At 72.1% G+C, this 17,860-nt stretch carries 16 protein-coding genes; all 16 read right to left on the reverse strand.

Features of this window, described 5'->3' with window-relative positions; translation table 11 throughout:
• Nucleotides 1-33: 33 nt before the first annotated feature.
• The 16 genes from LUU90_RS12005 to LUU90_RS12080 all read right to left on the reverse strand — a co-directional run bounded on the left by LUU90_RS12005 (nucleotide 34) and on the right by LUU90_RS12080 (nucleotide 17,701).
• Complete coding sequence (locus tag LUU90_RS12005) at nucleotides 34-747, reverse strand: HAD family hydrolase (RefSeq protein ID WP_275003655.1); 714 nt, start codon at nucleotides 745-747, stop codon at nucleotides 34-36.
• The gene (locus LUU90_RS12010; RefSeq protein ID WP_275003656.1) at nucleotides 744-3,041 is read right to left on the reverse strand and encodes a primosomal protein N'; all 2,298 of its coding nucleotides are present in this window, start codon (nucleotides 3,039-3,041) and stop codon (nucleotides 744-746) included. The genes LUU90_RS12005 and LUU90_RS12010 overlap by 4 nt, the downstream gene beginning before the upstream one ends.
• A 53-nt stretch (nucleotides 3,042-3,094) precedes the next feature.
• The gene (metK, locus tag LUU90_RS12015; RefSeq protein WP_275003657.1) at nucleotides 3,095-4,285 is read right to left on the reverse strand and encodes a methionine adenosyltransferase; all 1,191 of its coding nucleotides are present in this window, start codon (nucleotides 4,283-4,285) and stop codon (nucleotides 3,095-3,097) included.
• Nucleotides 4,286-4,373: 88 nt separating this feature from the next.
• The gene (locus LUU90_RS12020; protein WP_275003658.1) at nucleotides 4,374-5,696 is read right to left on the reverse strand and encodes a bifunctional phosphopantothenoylcysteine decarboxylase/phosphopantothenate synthase; all 1,323 of its coding nucleotides are present in this window, start codon (nucleotides 5,694-5,696) and stop codon (nucleotides 4,374-4,376) included.
• 81 nt (nucleotides 5,697-5,777) lie between these two features.
• Entirely contained in the window at nucleotides 5,778-6,113 is a 336-nt protein-coding gene (gene rpoZ, locus LUU90_RS12025) for a DNA-directed RNA polymerase subunit omega (RefSeq protein ID WP_129788923.1), read from the reverse strand.
• A 119-nt stretch (nucleotides 6,114-6,232) separates the two neighbouring features.
• Complete coding sequence (gene gmk / locus LUU90_RS12030) at nucleotides 6,233-6,832, reverse strand: guanylate kinase (RefSeq protein WP_425596224.1); 600 nt, start codon at nucleotides 6,830-6,832, stop codon at nucleotides 6,233-6,235.
• Between the two features lies 1 nt (nucleotide 6,833).
• On the reverse strand, nucleotides 6,834-7,145 hold the full coding sequence (gene mihF / locus LUU90_RS12035; protein WP_274992441.1) for an integration host factor, actinobacterial type: 312 nt from the start codon (nucleotides 7,143-7,145) through the stop codon (nucleotides 6,834-6,836).
• Between the two features lie 267 nt (nucleotides 7,146-7,412).
• Nucleotides 7,413-8,324: an orotidine-5'-phosphate decarboxylase gene (gene pyrF, locus LUU90_RS12040; RefSeq protein ID WP_275003660.1), complete on the reverse strand. Its 912-nt coding sequence runs from the start codon at nucleotides 8,322-8,324 to the stop codon at nucleotides 7,413-7,415.
• A complete protein-coding gene (gene carB / locus LUU90_RS12045; RefSeq protein ID WP_275003661.1) occupies nucleotides 8,321-11,710 on the reverse strand; it encodes a carbamoyl-phosphate synthase large subunit in 3,390 nt (1,129 codons plus the stop codon). Before carB ends, pyrF begins: the two co-directional genes overlap by 4 nt.
• A complete protein-coding gene (gene carA / locus LUU90_RS12050) occupies nucleotides 11,710-12,963 on the reverse strand; it encodes a glutamine-hydrolyzing carbamoyl-phosphate synthase small subunit (protein WP_275003689.1) in 1,254 nt (417 codons plus the stop codon). Before carA ends, carB begins: the two co-directional genes overlap by 1 nt.
• 8 nt (nucleotides 12,964-12,971) lie before the next feature.
• Entirely contained in the window at nucleotides 12,972-13,607 is a 636-nt protein-coding gene (locus tag LUU90_RS12055; protein WP_275003662.1) for a hypothetical protein, read from the reverse strand.
• Nucleotides 13,604-15,001, reverse strand: a complete 1,398-nt coding sequence (locus tag LUU90_RS12060) for a dihydroorotase (RefSeq protein ID WP_275003663.1) — start codon at nucleotides 14,999-15,001, stop codon at nucleotides 13,604-13,606. Before LUU90_RS12060 ends, LUU90_RS12055 begins: the two co-directional genes overlap by 4 nt.
• On the reverse strand, nucleotides 14,998-16,008 hold the full coding sequence (locus LUU90_RS12065; protein WP_275003664.1) for an aspartate carbamoyltransferase catalytic subunit: 1,011 nt from the start codon (nucleotides 16,006-16,008) through the stop codon (nucleotides 14,998-15,000). Before LUU90_RS12065 ends, LUU90_RS12060 begins: the two co-directional genes overlap by 4 nt.
• Nucleotides 16,005-16,664 (reverse strand): bifunctional pyr operon transcriptional regulator/uracil phosphoribosyltransferase PyrR, encoded by a 660-nt coding sequence (pyrR, locus tag LUU90_RS12070; protein WP_275003665.1) that lies wholly within the window; start codon nucleotides 16,662-16,664, stop codon nucleotides 16,005-16,007. Before pyrR ends, LUU90_RS12065 begins: the two co-directional genes overlap by 4 nt.
• A gap of 135 nt (nucleotides 16,665-16,799) precedes the next feature.
• A complete protein-coding gene (locus LUU90_RS12075) occupies nucleotides 16,800-17,234 on the reverse strand; it encodes an ArsR/SmtB family transcription factor (RefSeq protein WP_275003666.1) in 435 nt (144 codons plus the stop codon).
• A complete protein-coding gene (locus LUU90_RS12080; RefSeq protein ID WP_275003667.1) occupies nucleotides 17,228-17,701 on the reverse strand; it encodes an SRPBCC domain-containing protein in 474 nt (157 codons plus the stop codon). The genes LUU90_RS12075 and LUU90_RS12080 overlap by 7 nt, the downstream gene beginning before the upstream one ends.
• Nucleotides 17,702-17,860 lie beyond the last annotated feature (159 nt).

Here is a 17,860-nt window from a genome sequence, read left to right on the forward strand (position 1 = left end):
CGACGTCCCCGTGTACCGCTCAGGGTGCTCGCGCTACTCGGCGACCGGGAGGCCCAGCGCGCGCAGGTCCTTGCGGAGCGCCTCCGTGGTCGTGAACACCACGCCGTGGAACCCGACGTTGCGGGCCGCGTCCACGTTCACGTCCTTGTCGTCCACGAACACCGTGCGGGACGGATCGACACCGAAGCGTTCGACGACCAGCTCGAAGATGCGCCGGTCCGGCTTGGCCATGCCCTCGCGGCCGGACACGATGACATCCTCCATCAGCCCGATCGCCGGCGCGGCGGGCTCGGCGCTGTGGAACGTCTCGGCCTGCCAGTTCGTCAGCCCGAACAGCCGCAGCCCGAGGCCCTTCAGCTCGGCCACCAGCTCCGCCGAACCCTCGATCGGTCCCGTGAGCGACAGCTCATAATGCTCGACGTACCGGCGCAGGTCCTCGACGAGGTCCGGACGGGTGCGCCCCACACGTTCGAGCAGCACGGAGTACGGCGTGCCGGCGTCGGCCGCGTGGTTGATCGTGTTGAAGTCCACCGCCTCGAAGAACGCCTCGATCTCAGCCCGAGGCCGCCCCTCGTACGGGCCGTAGGGGTCCCAGCCCACGAGGACGTTCCCGAAGTCGTAGACGACCGTGTCGATGCCGTGCCCTGGGCCAGACGCCGAGCCGGGCGCTGGGCCGGTCTCTGGGCCGGTCCCTGGGCGGGTCATGGGGGTGTCGTCCGGCGTGGCCGCGCGGTCGGCAGAACTCACAGCATCTCCTTCGGGTCGAGCTGGACACGGACCGTCCCGCCCTCGCGGCGAGCGGAGCGGACGGCAAGGCTGGCCTTGAGCCTACGGGCCAGCTCGTCGCCCTGAGCGAGCGGGACGCGCAGCACGGTCCGCACGGGCAGGTCCAGGGCCTGCACCCCGCCCGCTCCGCCCCGACCGCCCGACGGCGCTCCCGTGCCCCGGCCGGCCGGCCCGCGCCCGGTGACGTCCGGATCGACCTCGACCGGTCCCAGCACGCCCGAGCCCGTCCCGGGGTCCTCGCGCAGGCCGACCCGCGCGACGACGGCTTCGACCGCCGTCCGGTCACCCGTCACCGCGGCTACCCGCACCGCCGGCGGGAGGTGCAGCTCGGCCCGCTCGTCGAGCTCGCGGGCCGCGAAGCCGGCGGGGTCCCAGCGCACGAGGCCCTGCGTCGGGCCGGGTGCGCCGTCACCGACGAGCAGCACCTGCCCGTCCGGCTGGACCAGCGACGCGGCGGCCAGCCAGCGGTGCAGTGCCTCCGTGCCCGCCGCGAGCCCGGTGCCGCCCGTCATCACGGCGGCGTCGAGCAGCAGGGCGGTCCGGTACCCGGACTCCGCCACCGGCTCGGCGCCGGGCGTCGCGACGACGAGCGCGGGTGTCGCGGGGACGGCGTCGATCACTCCGCCCGGGGCCGAGGCCGACGAGAGTCGCACCGGCACCCCCGTGAACGCACGCCCCAGCTCCTCGGCCGTGCGCGCCGAACCGACACGGACCGACCGCAGACCCGTCCAGCCGCACTCCTCACAGCGCCACCCGCCGGCCAGCCGGCCGCACCACGTGCACTGAGGCGCGCCGTCGGCGTGCGGCAGACCCAGCGGACCGTGACAGTGGCCGCAGCGGGCCGCCACGCGGCAGCGCGAGCACGCCACGACCGGCAGGTAACCCGAACGCGGCACCTGCACCAGCACCGGGCCGTGCTCAAGGGCCTCCCGTGCGGCCCGCCACGCGGCGGACGGCAGCCGGGCCGCGGCGGCGGCACCGTCCCGCGCCAGCTCGACGGACGTCAGCGCCCGCACACGCGGCGCACGGGACCGCACCACGTCCCGGGGTGCCGCGAGCTCACGTGCCCAGCCGGACGCCAGCAGAGCCTGCGCCTGCACCGTGCGCCCCGGCGAACCCAGCAGGAACGCCGCGTCCTCCCGCTCCGCCCGCAGCGCCAGCACGTCGCGGGCGTGCGGGTACGGGGAGTGCGGCTCCGCCAGGGTGTCCTCGCCGTCGCCCCACAGGACCACCAGGCCGAGGTCGGCGACCGGCGCGAACATCGCCGCCCGGGTACCGACCACCACCCGCGCGGCGCCCCGCAGAGCACGCAGGAATGCCCGGTAGCGGGGTGCGGGACCGTCGTCCGCGAGGAGCCGCACGACGTCGTCCGACCCGAGCCCGGCGACCTCCAGCGCCGTGGTGACCCGTGCCGCGTCCCGGGCGTCCGGCACGACGACGAGCGCCCCCCGGCCACCCGCGACACACGCCCGCACCGCCTGTGCGACGGCGGCCGCCCAGTGCGGCGTGCCAGCTCCCACGCCAGCTCCGGTGCCGGTGCCGGCATCCCTGCCCACGCCGGGCAGGGCGGACCACACGGCCCGTGGCGCCTCGCCGGCCAGGATCCGGCGCAGATAGGCCTCGCCCCCGCGGTACGGCGCCCAGGCGGAGGACCCCGGCGGCGGGGAGGTGGCTCCGGAGGTCTCGACAGGCTCGACCGACGGCCGGGCCGTCGGGTCAGCCGGCAGGTCAGCAGCCGGCGCCGGTTCCTTCTCCACACGCGCGTGCCGGGGCGGCAGGGCCAGGCGCAGCACGTCCGCGAGCGTTCCCGCGTACCGGTTCGCGACGGCCCGGCACAGCTCCAGCACCTGTGGGGTGAGCACCCGCTCGCCGGACACCACCTTGCGCAGCGGTACGAGGCGGCCGTCGTGGTCGGAGGTCTCCTGGCGGGCCACGACGTACCCGGCGACGTCCTGCCTGCCGAACCGGGCCTTGACGCGGACGCCGGGCTGGGCGTCGTCGGCCATGGTGACCGGGACGAGGTAGTCGTACGCCTGGTCGAGGTGTGCGGGCTGCAGGTCGAGCACGACGCGCGCCACCGGCAGCGTCTCCGTGATCGGGATCCCGTTGGTCTCGGCCTGGTCGAGCGGGTTCCGGGACCCGGTCTCACCACCCTTGCCGCCCTTGCCGCGTGCAGGGGCCGGCGCCGCACCCACCTCGTCCAGCCCCAGCAGCGCGCCGTCCGGCAGCGTGTCCTGCTCCGCGTCCCCGTTCACGCCCCTATCCCACCACGCGCCACCGACATCTCCCGGCGCACGCTCGGCAGCTGTCAGAACAGGCTCAGGAGGTCCTCGACGCGGTCCGTGCGCTCCCACGTGAAGTTCGGCAGGTCGCGCCCGAAGTGGCCGTAGGTCGACGTCGCACGGTAGATGGGCCGCAGCAGGTCGAGGTCGCGCACGATGGCGGCCGGACGGAGGTCGAACACCTCACGGATGGCAGCGGTGATCCGCTCGACCGGCACCGTCTCGGTACCGAACGTCTCGACGTAGAGGCCGACGGGGTGCGCCTTGCCGATCGCGTAGGCGACCTGAGCCTCGCAGCGCCGCGCGAGCCCCGCGGCGACCACGTTCTTGGCCACCCAGCGCATGGCGTACGCGGCGGACCGGTCCACCTTCGAGGGGTCCTTGCCCGAGAACGCCCCGCCACCGTGCCGCGCCATGCCGCCGTAGGTGTCGACGATGATCTTGCGGCCCGTCAGGCCGGCGTCGCCCTGCGGCCCGCCGATGACGAACTTGCCGGTCGGGTTCACGAACTGCTTGGCGCCCGACCATTCGAGGCCGGCGGTCGCCAGCACGGGGGCGATCACGTGCTCGGCCACCTCGACGTGCAGCTTCTCCTGCTGGACGTCGGCGTCGTGCTGCGTGGAGAGCACCACCGTGTCGACGGCCACGGGGCGGTCGCCGTCGTACCCGACCGTGACCTGGGTCTTGCCGTCCGGGCGCAGGCCCAGCACCTCGCCCGACTTCCGGACGGCGGCCAGCCGCTCCGAGAGGCGGTGCGCCAGCCAGCCGGCCACGGGCATCAGGGAGGGCGTCTCGTCCGACGCGTAGCCGAACATGAGCCCCTGGTCCCCCGCACCCTGGGCGTCCATGGGATCGAGGTCGCTCGTGTCGTCCCGCATCTCGAGGGCCTTGTCCACGCCCTGCGCGATGTCGGGCGACTGCTGGCCGATCGACACGGAGACGCCGCACGAGTCGGCGTCGAACCCGATGGTGGAGGACGTGTAGCCGATTCCCCGCACCACCTCACGCACGATCTGCGGGATCTCGACGTAAGCCTCGGTGGTGACCTCCCCCGCGACGTGCACCAGGCCGGTGGTGACCATGGTCTCCACCGCCACGCGCGACGCCGGGTCCTGCTCGAGGAGGGCGTCGAGGATCGCATCACTGATCTGATCGCAGACCTTGTCCGGGTGACCCTCGGTCACGGACTCGGACGTGAACAGACGCAGCTCGCTCATGCGCCCCAGCCTACTGTCTCGCACAGCGAACAGTCGATCCTGAAAGGTGAGACGGCGGTCACCACCGACGACCGATCAGCAGACCAGCTCACGGCAGGAGCTTGACGACAGCATCCCAGACGGCGTCGGCGACCTCGCGCTTGGTCCCGGAAGCCTGCCCGACGACGTCGCCAGCACCGTCCAGGAGGGTGACCTCGTTGCTGTCGGTGCCGAAACCGCGTCCGGAGCCGACGGCGTTGACCGCGATCAGGTCCGCACCCTTGCGGCGCGCCTTGGTACGGCCGTGGTCCAGCACGCTGCCGGACGCGTCGCCGGTCTCGGCCGCGAAGCCCACCACCACCTGGTCGGGGCGCAGGCGTTCGTGTGCCAGCTCCGCCAGGATGTCCGGGTTCTCCACCAGCTCGATCGGCGCGGGACCCTGGCCGGGCACCTTCTTGATCTTGGCGTCCGGCGTGGCGGCGGGCCGGAAGTCGGCGACCGCCGCGGCCATCACCACGACGTCCGCCTCAACGCCCGCGGCGCGTACGGCGGAGCGCAGCTCGGCGGTGGACTCGACCCGCACGACGGAGCAGGCGAGCCGGTCTGACGCACCGCGGGCGGCATCGACCTGGTCGGTCACGTCCTGGGCGAGGTTCGCCGCCACCAGCGTCACGTCGGCGCCGCGCGCCGCGGCCGCCTGCGCCAGAGCGACACCCTGGCGTCCGCTGGACCGGTTGCCGATGAACCGCACGGGGTCGATGGGTTCCCGCGTGCCCCCCGCGGAGACGACGACACGACGCCCGGCCAGGTCCTGCGGCAGGTCCTGGGACTGGTCCTGGGACTGGTCCTGTGGCTGGCCCTGTGACTGGTCCTGTGACTGGTCCTGCGGGGTGGAGCCGACCAGCGAGGCGTCGACCAGGGAGAGCGCCTCGCGCGCGATGTCCTCGGGCTCGGGCAGCCGGCCAGGGCCGGTGTCCACGCCGGTGAGCCGGCCCGATGCGGGCTCGATCACGTGCACGCCGCGCTCGCGCAGCGTCGCCACGTTCGACCGCGTCGCGGGGTGGTCCCACATCTCGGTGTGCATCGCGGGAGCGAACACCACAGGGCAGCGGGCTGCCAGCAGCGTCGTGGTCAGCAGGTCGTCGGCAAGGCCGGCGACGGCCCGCGCCATGAAGTCGGCGGTCGCCGGGGCGACGATCACGAGGTCGGCGCCCTTGCCCAGCGCCACGTGCTGCACGCCGGGCACGTCGTCGAACACCTCGGTGCTGACGGGCTCGCCCGACAGCGCCTCGAAGGTCGGTGCACCCACGAACTCGAGCGCGGCACGAGTGGGGACCACCCGCACGGCGTGCCCCTGCTCGCGCAGGAGGCGCAGCAGGAGCACCGCCTTGTACGCGGCGATCCCCCCGGTCACGCCGAGGAGGATCCTCATCGGTGGTCACCCTTCGGCACGCTCGACGACAGGCTCATCACAAAGCCATCAGGAAGGTCCGGAACCGCGCGGAGCGGCCGGTCAGGCCGGGAACTCGGGCAGCGGCTGCTCAGCCTTGGCTGCCGCGGCGGCGTCGGCCTGCGCCTGAACCTCCGCCGGGTCGACCTCCTCGATCGTGAGGAGGCCCTGGGTGATCTCGCGCATCGCGATGGAGAGCGGCTTCTCCTGGTTGCGGGTCTCGACGAGCGGGCCCACGTTCTCCAGGAGGCCCTCGTTGAGCTGCGAGTAGTAGGCGTTGATCTGACGGGCGCGCATGGACGCGTACAGCACGAGGCCGTACTTCGAGTCGATACGCTCGAGCAGCTCGTCGATCGGCGGGTCGGTGATGCCCTCGGGGGCGGCGACGGTTCCGGCCATGGTGAAGCTCCAGAAGTCTGAGGTACAGGGGGAAAGTCCGAGGGATGAGTCTACCTGGTCCATCGCTCGGAGGGGGCAGCGCGAAACGCCCGTCGCGGGACGGGCGTACGTACTGCGCGCTAGCCGGCGACAGGTGTGGTGGAACCCACACCCATGACGGAGACGAGCTCGTCCGTGGCGCGGTGCACGTCGTCGTTCACGATGGTGACGTCGAACTCCTTCTCCGCGGCGAGCTCGACCCGCGCGGTGGCGAGCCGGCGCTCGCGCTCCTCGGAGTCCTCGGTACCTCGTCCGACGAGCCGGCGGACCAGCTCGTCGAAGCTCGGCGGAGCGAGGAAGACGAACCGGGCCTCCAGGCCTGAGGCCGTCACCGCGTCGCGCACCTGGCGCGCGCCCTGGAGGTCGATCTCCAGGAGGACGGGCACCCCGGCGGCGAGCTTCTGCTCTACCGGCCGCCGTGGTGTCCCGTAACGGTTGTGGCCGTGCACCACTGCCCACTCGAGCATCTCGCCGGCGTCGACCATACGGTCGAACTCCTCCGGTGACACGAACAGGTAGTGCACTCCGTCCACCTCGCCCGGGCGCGGCGACCGGGTGGTCGCCGACACGGAGAGCCAGACCTGCGGATAACGATCCCGCACATCGGCGGAAACCGTGCCCTTGCCCACCGCGGTGGGGCCTGCGAGCACGGTCAGCCGTGCGGGTTGTGTCGTACTGATCTCAGCCAAACCTTTCGATGAGCGCCGCCGTCTGGTGCGGTCCGAGGCCTCGGACGCGGCGGGTCTCGGCGATCCCGATCTCTTCCATGATCGCCCTGGCCTTAACCTTACCGACCCCAGGCAGCGACTCGAGCAACTGGACGACCTTGAGCTTGCCGACGACGTCGTCCTGCTGGCCCTGCTCGATGACCTCCTTGAGGGAGCCCTGCGAGTACTTCAGCTTGTTCTTGATCTCTGCCCGAGCGCGTCGCGCCTCGGCGGCCTTCTCGAGCGCTGCCGAACGCTGCTCGGGTGTGAGGGGAGGTAGTGCCACGCAAGTCACCTACTCGTGTCTCGACCGGCCTCCTGGCTCGGACGTCCGGTCCCTCGCTCAGGCTTGTAGCCCAAGTCCGTGACCTGGTCCGCGACCGGTCTGGTGTGAACTGCTGCATCGAAAGTAGCCACCGCCCCAGCGGTCGGCAATCGCAGAACGCTACTTCGTGAAAACTCATGCACATGCGCTTTTACGCATTTGGTACATTCCACAACAAAGCGCCCCCGATCCATAGGGATCGAGGGCGCTTTGTCCGAGGCGCGAGTTTCAGTCCCGCAGCGCGGTCTTCGCCTCCCGCGCGGCCGTTCGTGCGGCCCTCACCAGCGCGTCCAGGTCCGGTCCGGCGGCGAGCACAGCCCTCGACGACGACGCCAGCACGTTCCGCCGGGCGTCCCCGAAGGTCGTGGCGAGCTCCCGCTCCCCCGCGCCCTGAGCGCCCACACCGGGAGCCAGCAGGGGGCCGTTCACGGCCACCAGGTCGGTCCCCGTGGCGCCGACGGCGTCACCGATCGTCGCGCCCACCACGAGGCCCACGGATCCCATGGGCTGCGCGCCCGCGTTGAGCACCGCCGCCCGCGCGGCCATGAGCGCCGCCACCGTGCCACCCAGCGCGGCCTCCGGTCCCTCGGTGCGGGCGTGCTGCACCTCGAAGCCCTCCTTGTTGGAGGTGAGGCACAGCACGAACAGCCCGCGGCCCGTGGCCGCGGCCAGGTCCACGGCCGGCGCCAGCGAGCCGAACCCGAGGTACGGCGACACCGTGAGGGCGTCCCCGGCCAGCGGCGAGCCCTCCGCGAGGAACGCCTCCGCGTAGGCACCCATCGTCGAGCCGATGTCGCCCCGCTTGGCGTCGACGATCGTCAGGGTGCCGGAGCCCGCCGCACGGGCCGCGGCGATGACCTCCTCCAGGACCGCCAGCCCGCGTGAGCCGTGCCGCTCGAAGAACGCCGCCTGCGGCTTGAACGCCGCGACCTTGCCGCCGAGCGCGTCCACCACCCGCAGCGAGAACTCGCGCAGCCCGTCGACGTCGTCCCGCAGGCCCCAGGCCTGCAGGAGCGACGCGTGCGGGTCGATGCCCACGCACAACGGGCCTTGCTCGTCCATCGCGGCCGCCAGGCGGGCGCCGAAGGGCTCGGGACGGGTCACGGCAGGCTCGACCGACGACGGCTGGGTGCCGCTCACGCACCGACTCCCGCCGTGCTCACCGCTGACTTGGCCGCCGCCAGCCGCGCCACCGTCGCGGCCTGGTGCTCCTGGAGGCTCGCCACCTCGAACGGTCCGGCGAGCACCGCCTCGATGCCCTGCACGGCCGCCGCGAGCTGGTCCACGGTGGTCGCGATCGGCTTGTCGGCCGCCGTCGTGGCCGCGCGGATCTCGTAGCCGTCGGCGCGGGCGCCCTGGCCGGAGGGCGAGTTCACGACGAGGTCGATCATGCCCTCGGTGATGAGGCCCACGACCGTGAGCTCACCGTCCGGGCCCCGACCCTCTGTGTGCTTGCGCACCACCGTCGCCTCGATGCCGTTGCGGCGCAGCACGGTGGCGGTGCCCTCTGTCGCCAGGACCTTGAACCCGAGCTCCACCAGGCGCTTCACGGGGAAGACGACGTGCCGCTTGTCGCTGTCCGCCACCGACACGAACACCGTGCCCGACGTCGGCAGCCCGCCGAACGCCGCGGCCTGCGACTTCGCGAAGGCGTGCGGGAAGTCCTTGTCGAAGCCCATGACCTCGCCGGTGGAGCGCATCTCCGGGCCGAGCACCGAGTCGACGACCAGACCCTCCCGCGTACGGAACCGCTTGAACGGCAGCACCGCCTCCTTGACCGCCAGCGGGGCGCCCAGGTCGAGCGTCGCGCCGTCGTGCTCCGGGAGCATCCCCTCGGCCCGCAGGTCGGCGATCGAGTCCCCGACCATCACCCGGGCGGCCGCCTTGGCGAGCGGCGTACCCGTCGCCTTGGAGACGAACGGCACGGTGCGCGACGCGCGAGGGTTGGCCTCCAGGACGTACAGCACGTCGCTCACGAGCGCGTACTGGACGTTGAGCAGGCCCCGCACCCCGACACCCCGGGCGATGGCCTCGGTGGAGCGGCGGATGCGCGCGATCTCGGTCTCGCTCAGCGAGACGGGGGGCAGCACGCAGGCCGAGTCGCCCGAGTGGATGCCGGCCTCCTCGATGTGCTCCATGACGCCGCCGAGGAACATCTCCTCACCGTCGAACAGGGCGTCGACGTCGATCTCCATCGCGTCGTCGAGGAAGCGGTCGATGAGCAGCGGCGCGGCCAGCGTGCCGTGCGCTCCGGAGTCGGCGTGCGAGACGGCGGCCGCCTCCAGGGCGCGCTCCACGTACCCGGTCAGCTGGTCCTCGCTGTAGACGATCTCCATGCCGCGGCCACCCAGTACGTACGACGGACGCACCAGCACGGGGTAGCCGATGCGGTCCGCGATCTCGCGAGCCTGCGGGAGGGACCGTGCCGTGCCGAAGGCCGGGGCCGGGAGACCCGCGTCGAGCAGGACCTGCCCGAAGATGCCGCGGTCCTCGGCGGCGTCGATGGCCTCCGGGCTGGTGCCCAGGATCGGCAGCCCGGCCTCGGCCAGGCGCCGCGCGAGACCCAGCGGCGTCTGGCCGCCGAGCTGCACGATGATGCCCTTGACCGGCCCGGCCGCGAGCTCGGCCTGGTAGACCTCCAGCACGTCCTCGAAGGTCAGCGGCTCGAAGTAGAGGCGGTCGGACGTGTCGTAGTCCGTGGAGACCGTCTCCGGGTTGCAGTTGACCATGACGGTCTCGTACTTGTCCTTCAGCGCCAGCGTCGCGTGCACGCAGGAGTAGTCGAACTCGATGCCCTGCCCGATGCGGTTGGGGCCGGAGCCCAGGATGATCACCGCCTCGCGCTCACGGGGTGCCACCTCGGTCTCGGTGTCGTAGCTCGAGTAGTGGTACGGCGTCTTGGCGGCGAACTCGGCGGCGCAGGTGTCCACGGTCTTGTAGACCGGGCGGACGCCCAGCGCGTAACGGATCTCGCGCACCGTGACCTCGCCCGAGGAGCTCATGCCGCGCAGGCGTGCGATCTGGGCGTCGGACAGCCCGTGCCGCTTGGCGTGGCGCAGCACGTCCTCGGTGAGCGTGGGCGACGCCGCGACCTCGGCGGCCACCTCGTTGACGAGCTGGATCTGGTCCAGGAACCAGGGGTCGATCTTGGTGGCGTCGAAGACCTGCTCGAGGGTGGTCTCGCCGGTGGCGACCGCGCGCAGCGCCTGCTGGACCCCGACCATGCGGCCCTCGGTGGGGCGCTGGATCTCCTTGAGGAGGGTGGCCAGCTCCTCGCCCGACGGGGCGTCGCCGTCCCAGTGAAACTGCACGCCGCCCTTGTCGATGGAGCGCAGGGCCTTGCCGAGCGCCTCGGTGAAGTTGCGGCCCAGTGCCATGGCCTCGCCCACGGACTTCATGGTCGTGGTGAGGGTGTCGTCGGCGGCGGGGAACTTCTCGAAGGCGAACCGCGGGACCTTGACCACCACGTAGTCGAGCGTGGGCTCGAAGCTCGCGGGGGTCACCTTGGTGATGTCGTTCGGGATCTCGTCGAGCGTGTAGCCGACGGCGAGCTTGGCCGCGATCTTCGCGATCGGGAAGCCCGTCGCCTTGGAGGCCAGCGCCGAGGAGCGGGACACGCGGGGGTTCATCTCGATGACGATGATCCGGCCGTCGACCGGGTCGATGGCGAACTGGATGTTGCAGCCGCCGGTGTCGACGCCGACCTCACGGATCACGGCGATGCCGATGTCGCGCAGCCTCTGGTACTCGCGGTCGGTCAGGGTCATCGCGGGGGCCACGGTCACGGAGTCGCCGGTGTGCACGCCCACGGGGTCGACGTTCTCGATGGAGCAGACCACCACGACGTTGTCGTCCCGGTCGCGCATGAGCTCCAGCTCATACTCCTTCCACCCCAGGATGGACTCCTCCAGGAGCACCTCCGTGGTGGGCGAGTAGTGCAGACCCTGCCCGACGATGCGGTGCAGGTCCGCCTCGTCGTAGGCCAGGCCGGAGCCGAGGCCGCCCATGGTGAAGGACGGGCGCACGACCATCGGGTAGCCGAGGACCTCGGCCGCCTTCAGCGCCTCCTCGATGGAGTGCACGATCTCGGAGCGCGCGGACTCGCCGCCGCACTTCTCGACGACGTCCTTGAACTGCTGGCGGTCCTCGCCCTTCTGGATGGCGGGGATGTTGGCGCCGATCAGCTCGACGCCGTACTTCTCGAGCACCCCCGCCTCGTCGAGCGCGATGGCGGCGTTGAGCGCCGTCTGGCCGCCCAGCGTGGGCAGGAGGGCGTCGGGGCGCTCCTTGGCGATGATCGTGGTGAGGACCTCGGTGGTGATGGGCTCCACGTAGGTGGCGTCCGCGAACTCGGGGTCGGTCATGATCGTGGCCGGGTTCGAGTTGACCAGGATGACCCGCAGGCCCTCCTCGCGGAGCACCCGGCACGCCTGGGTGCCGGAGTAGTCGAACTCGCAGGCCTGGCCGATGACGATCGGGCCGGACCCGATGACAAGGACCGAGGAGATGTCGGAACGGCGAGGCATCAGTGGTTCTCCTCGGTGTTGAGCTGTGCGGTGGTGGTAGCGGTCTTGACGGCGGGCGGCCAGGCCGACGGGTCCGTCATGAGGCCGACGAACCGGTCGAACAGGTAGGCGGCGTCGTGCGGGCCGGCGGCCGCCTCGGGGTGGTACTGCACCGAGAACGCGGGCAGGTCCAGGCATGTCAGGCCCTCGACCACCCGGTCGTTCAGGCCGACATGGGAGACGACGACACGGCCGTAGCGGCCGCCGTCATGGGGGGCGGTCGAGCCTGCCTCGTCGAGCGGGGCGTCGACGGCGAAGCCGTGGTTGTGCGCGGTCACCTCCACCTTGGCGGTGGTGCGGTCCAGCACCGGCTGGTTGATGCCGCGGTGCCCGTACCCGAGCTTGTAGGTGCCGTAGCCGAGAGCCCGGCCCAGGAGCTGGTTGCCGAAGCAGATGCCGAAGAACGGGATCTTGCGGTCCAGGACGGCGCGCAGCAGCTCGACCTCGTGGCTCGACGCGCTCGGGTCACCGGGGCCGTTGGAGAAGAACACGCCGTGGGGCGTGCCGTCGCCGGGCAGGGCGGCCTCGATGTCCACGATCGACGAGGACTGCGGTACGACGACGACGCGCACGCCCCGCTCCGCGAGGCGCACCGGCGTCATGGTCTTGATGCCGAGGTCGACGGCGACGACCGTCGCGACGGGGGCACGGCCCTCGAACTCGCCCGTCGGCTCGACGGTGTAGGCCTCCGTCGTGGACACCTCGCGGGCCAGGTCGGCGCCCGCCATCTGCGGGGAGGCCTGCACCTGCGCGACGAGCTCCTCAACGGGGCGCGGGTACCCGCCGCGGACCAGGTCCTCGCCGGAGAAGATGCCGGCGCGCATCACGCCTTCCTCACGCAGCCGGCGGGTCAGGGCGCGGGTGTCGACGTCGGAGATGCCGACGATGCCCTGCTCGGCGAGCTCTTCGCCGAGCGAGTGCTGCGCGCGCCAGCTCGACACGCGGCGTGCGGGGTCACGGACCACGTAGCCGGAGACCCAGATCTGGCCGGACTCCGGATCCTCGTCGTTGACCCCGGTGTTGCCGATGTGCGGCGCCGTCATGACGACGATCTGCCGGTGGTAGGACGGGTCCGTCAGCGTCTCCTGGTACCCGGTCATGCCGGTGGAGAAGACGATCTCGCCGAACGTGGTGCCCGTCGCGCCGTACGCGCGGCCGCGATAGGTGGTGCCGTCCTCGAGGACCAGTGCTGCGGATGTTGCGGGGGATGTCATCGGGATGGTCACCGGGCCTCCTGCTGGTGCGGGTACTGCTGGTGCGGGTACTGCTGGTGCGGGTACTGCTCGGGGAGCTGCTGGGTCTGCTCCGGCTGCTGTGGCTGCTGCGGCTGCTGCGGCTGCTGGGCGGCCAGGAGGTACCGGACGGCGTCGACGAGCGCGCCCCGGTCCTCGGCGCGCCGGGTGCGCAGGCCGGAGTCGACCAGGGCTGCCCCGACGCCGTCGGCCTCGGGGACCGCCCAGGTCAGGATGACGAGGCCGTCGGCGCCGACGTACTTGCCGGCCATGCCTGGGGCGAGCCCCGCGCTGCGGATGGCGTGGACGGGCGCCCAGAGGTCGTCGGCGCCCTCCCGCTCGACCAGGACTCCGCCGTCGTGCACGGAGACGAGGGCGTTCGACCGGTCGCCCAGCCCGTGCGCGCCGACCCGGGCGAGCCAGTCGCCGTGCAGCGTCGTGGAGACGTAGACCGCCTCCAGCGGGCCGAACCGCACTGGACCGACGCTGTCCGGGCCCGGCACCACCGGCGGCACCGGCACGAGCGTGGTGGTGCGCTGCGCGAGCCGGCGTCGTCCGATGAGCGTCACGAACAGCACCAGGAAGATCGCAAGGGCGACCAGCAGTACGACAGACAGGATCCTCATCGCGTGACTCCTTCAAGGGTCTTACCGTCAGTTGCAGCGCCGTCGACCACAGCGCCGTCGACCACAGCGCCGTCGAGCACCGTCGCGCGGCCGCGCAGGAACGTCGCGACCACGCGGCCCGGCAGCTCCATCCCGGCGAACGGCGTGTTGTCGCTCGCGGTGACCTGGCTGCGGCCGTCGATCGTCCGGGCGGCGGACGGGTCGACCAGCGTCAGGTTGGCCGGCTCGCCGACGGCGATGGGCCGGCCCTGGCTCTCGGTGATCCGGCCGATGCGCGCTGGGTTCTCCGACAGCACGCGGGCGACGTCGGCCCAGGTCATGCGGCCGGTGTCGACCATGGTCTGCTGCACGACGGACAGCGCCGTCTCCAGGCCGGTCATGCCGAACGCGGCGGACGACCACTCGCAGTCCTTGTCCTCGACCGGGTGCGGCGCGTGGTCGGTCGCGACGATGTCGATGGTGCCGTCGGCGAGGCCCGCGCGGACGGCCTCGACGTCCTTGGCGGTACGCAGCGGCGGGTTCACCTTGAACACCGGGTCGTAGTCGCGGGCCAGGTCGTCGGTGAGGACCAGGTGGTGCGGCGTCACCTCGGCGGTGACGTCGATGCCGCGGCCCTTGGCCCAACGGATGATCTCCACCGAGCCGGCGGTGGACAGGTGGCACACGTGCAGCCGCGAGCCGACGTGCTCGGCCAGCAGCACGTCGCGGGCGATGATCGACTCCTCGGCGACCGCGGGCCAGCCCGTCAGGCCGATCTGCGCGGAGACGACGCCCTCGTTCATCTGCGCGCCCTCGGTGAGGCGCGGCTCCTGCGCGTGCTGGGCCACGACACCGTCGAACGCCTTGACGTACTCGAGCGCGCGGCGCATCAGGACCGGGTCGTGCACGCACTTGCCGTCGTCCGAGAAGACACGGACGCGGGCCGCGGAGTCGGCCATGGCGCCCAGCTCGGCGAGCTTCTCGCCGCCCAGCCCCACGGTCACCGCACCGACGGGGTGCACATCCACCCAGCCTGCCTCCTGGCCCAGGCGGTACACCTGCTCGACGACGCCCGCGGTGTCCTGCGTCGGCGTCGTGTTCGCCATGGCGTGCACGGCGGTGAAGCCGCCGGCCGCCGCCGCACGGGTCCCGGAGAACACGGTCTCCGCGTCCTCCCGGCCGGGTTCACGCAGGTGGGTGTGCAGGTCGACGAGACCCGGCAGCAGCACGTGCCCCTCGGCCCGGACCTCGATCACGTCACCGGTCACGTCACCGGTCACGGCCTCGGGTACCTCGACGGTCCCGGACGCGCCGATCGCCGCGATCACGCCGTCGGCCAGCACGACGTCGACCGGGTCCGTGCCGTAGGGACGTACCCCACGCAGAACGTAGGTCGCGGACGTCGGTGTGCTCACAGGGTGTTCCTCTCGTCGGTGCCGGCTGCGTCGGTCCCAGCCAGCAGCAGGTACAGGGCGGCCATCCGGACGGCCACGCCGTTCGCCACCTGCTCCACGATCACGGAGCGCGGGTGGTCGGCCGCGGCCGCGGAGATCTCCAGGCCGCGGTTCATCGGACCGGGGTGCATCACTATCGAATGGTCGGGCAGCACCGCGAGGCGACGCGCGTCGAACCCGAACTTGCGGCTGTACTCCATGGGGCTCGGGAAGAACGAGCCAGAACCGCCCGACATCCGCTCACGCTGCACCCGCAGCATCATGACCGCATCCGGCTGCCACTGCTCGAGCGTCTCGTCCAGGTGGTAGGACACGCGGCACGGCCATGTCTCCACGCCCACCGGGACCAGGGTCGGCGGCGCGACCAGCGTCACCTCGGCGCCGAGGGTGTGCAGCAGGTACACGTTCGAGCGGGCGACGCGCGAGTGCAGCACGTCCCCCACGATCGCCACGCGCAGCCCGGACAGGTCCGCACCCGCGGAGGTGTCGGTCCCGCGACCGTCCTCACCGACGTTGCCCACCAGGTGCCGGCGGATCGTGAACGCGTCCAGCAGGGCCTGGGTCGGGTGCTGGTGCATGCCGTCACCCGCGTTGAGCACGCCGGCGTCGAGCCAGCCCGCGTGCGCCAGCTGGTGGGCGGCGCCCGAGGCCGAGTGGCGCACGACCACGGCGTCGGCCCCCATGGCGTGCAGGGTGAGCGCGGTGTCCTTCAGGGACTCGCCCTTGGACACGCTCGACCCCTTGGCCGAGAAGTTGATGACGTCGGCGGACAACCGCTTGGCCGCGGTCTCGAACGAGATCCGGGTGCGCGTGGAGTCCTCGTAGAACAGGTTCACCACGGTGCGCCCGCGCAGCGTCGGCAGCTTCTTGTTCTCCCGCGACTGGGTGGCGGCCATCTGCGCGGAGGTGTCCAGCAGCAGGATCGCGTCGCCCTTCGACAGGCCCTGGGTGGTCAGGAGGTGCTTCATCGCGCACCCCCGCTCTCGCCCGTCGAGGCCGGGGTCATCGAGGCTGGGGTCGTCGAGGCTGCGCTGATCACCACGGCGTCGACGCCGCCGTCGACGTCGGCGAGCCGGACCCGCACACGTTCGCTACGTGACGTGGGGAGGTTCTTGCCCACGTAGTCCGCCCGGATCGGGAGCTCGCGGTGCCCGCGGTCCACCAGGGCCGCGAGCTGCACCACCCGGGGGCGGCCCAGGTCGTTCAGCGCGTCGAGCGCCGCGCGGATGGTGCGGCCCGAGAAGAGGACGTCGTCCACCAGGACCACGACCTTGTCGTCGATGGTGCCGTCGAGACTGCCCGGCAGGACCGTCTGCCCGACGGCGCGCGTGGGCTGCCGGCGGAGGTCGTCGCGGTACATGGTGACGTCGAGGGTGCCGTACTCGCCGTTGAAGGCGGGCTCGATCTCCGCCAGGCGTTCCGCCAGCCGGCGGGCGAGCTGCACACCACGCGTCGGGATACCGAGCAGAAGGAGGTCGGCGGCCCCCTTGTTCCGCTCCACGATCTCGTGCGCGATGCGGGTCAGGGCCCGAGCGATGTCGGCCTCGCCGAGCACCGTCCGCGCTGCGAGGATGCTGGGGTCCGCGCTGGGGTCCGTGCTCGATGGGGGGCTGGATTCGGGCATGCGGCTGCCAGGATTCATCTGGCGACCTCCTTCTCCGCCTCACGGGACGGGATTAAAGGGAGTCTGACAGCCACCACCTTAACCCGCCGGACATGTGCCGGATGCCGGGGCAGCCGCCCGCCGGAGCGGTGTTGCTCACACCCCGCGCGGGGTGTCCGACCCTGTGCCGGACGCCGTGCCGGACGCCGTGCCGGACGCCGTGTCCGACGCCGTGTCCGACGCGATGCCCTCGGCGATGCGCGCGATGCGACCCAGCCGCGTCTCCCACGCGTCCCCGATGCGCTCCAGCCGCCGCCCCAGCGCCGTCAGCTCGGCACCGAGGGCGCGGTACCGGCGCTCGCGGCCGACCATCCGCGACTCGACGAGCCCGGCGCCCTCCAGCACCGCCAGGTGCTTGGCGATCGCCTGCCGGGTCACCGGCAGCCCTTCGGCCAGGACCGACGCCGTCAGGCCCGCCGCGCCGTCGTCACCCGCCAGCGCCTCCAGCACCGCCCAGCGGGTCTCGTCGGCGAGGGCCGCGAACGCCGTGACGGGCGACCCGGAGGCCGCCGCGCCCGGCCCGGTCACCACGTGCGCGACTCGACGTACTCGACGAGCTCGTCCAGCTCGATGTCCCAGCCCTCGCGGTTGCCGTCGAGGGCTGCGCGCAAAGCGTCGTCCGTGTCGCCGCTGAAACCGGTCTCATAGACCGTGAGAGAGGTGCCGTCGCCGTCCTCCCGCAGGGTGAACTCTGCCTCGGTCATTCGGTCGGGGTCGTCCTGCGACTGACCCCACCGGTAGGCGAGCAACCGGCCCGGCTCCACCCGGGTCACCTCGAAGGCGAACCAGCCCTCGCCCGGGAAGTGCAGGCGGCCGCGCGTGCCCGGGCCGAGCGGGCCGCCGCCGTCGGTCTCGCAGCCGTCCCCGAACCAGCCGGCGACGTGCTCGGGCTCCGAGATGGCCCGCCAGACGGCATCGGGCTTGGCGGCGACCCGCACGGTACGGGTCACGGAGCGCGCGTCGAGGTCAACGGACGTGCGGGGCTGCGTGGTGGTCATGAGTTCCTCCGAGATCGTTCGAGCACGGTTCCGGTCAGGCGGCCTGCGGCTTCCGCCGCTGTGTGACCTACCCGCTGCCACTCGTCACCGTGCAACCTGGTGGTTGCACATCCAGGATGTCGCATGGCGCGCAGATGCGCAACCCTTAGGTTGCACATA

This window comes from Promicromonospora iranensis (assembly GCF_028994775.1).
In the GTDB taxonomy this organism is placed as follows: domain Bacteria; phylum Actinomycetota; class Actinomycetes; order Actinomycetales; family Cellulomonadaceae; genus Promicromonospora; species Promicromonospora iranensis_A.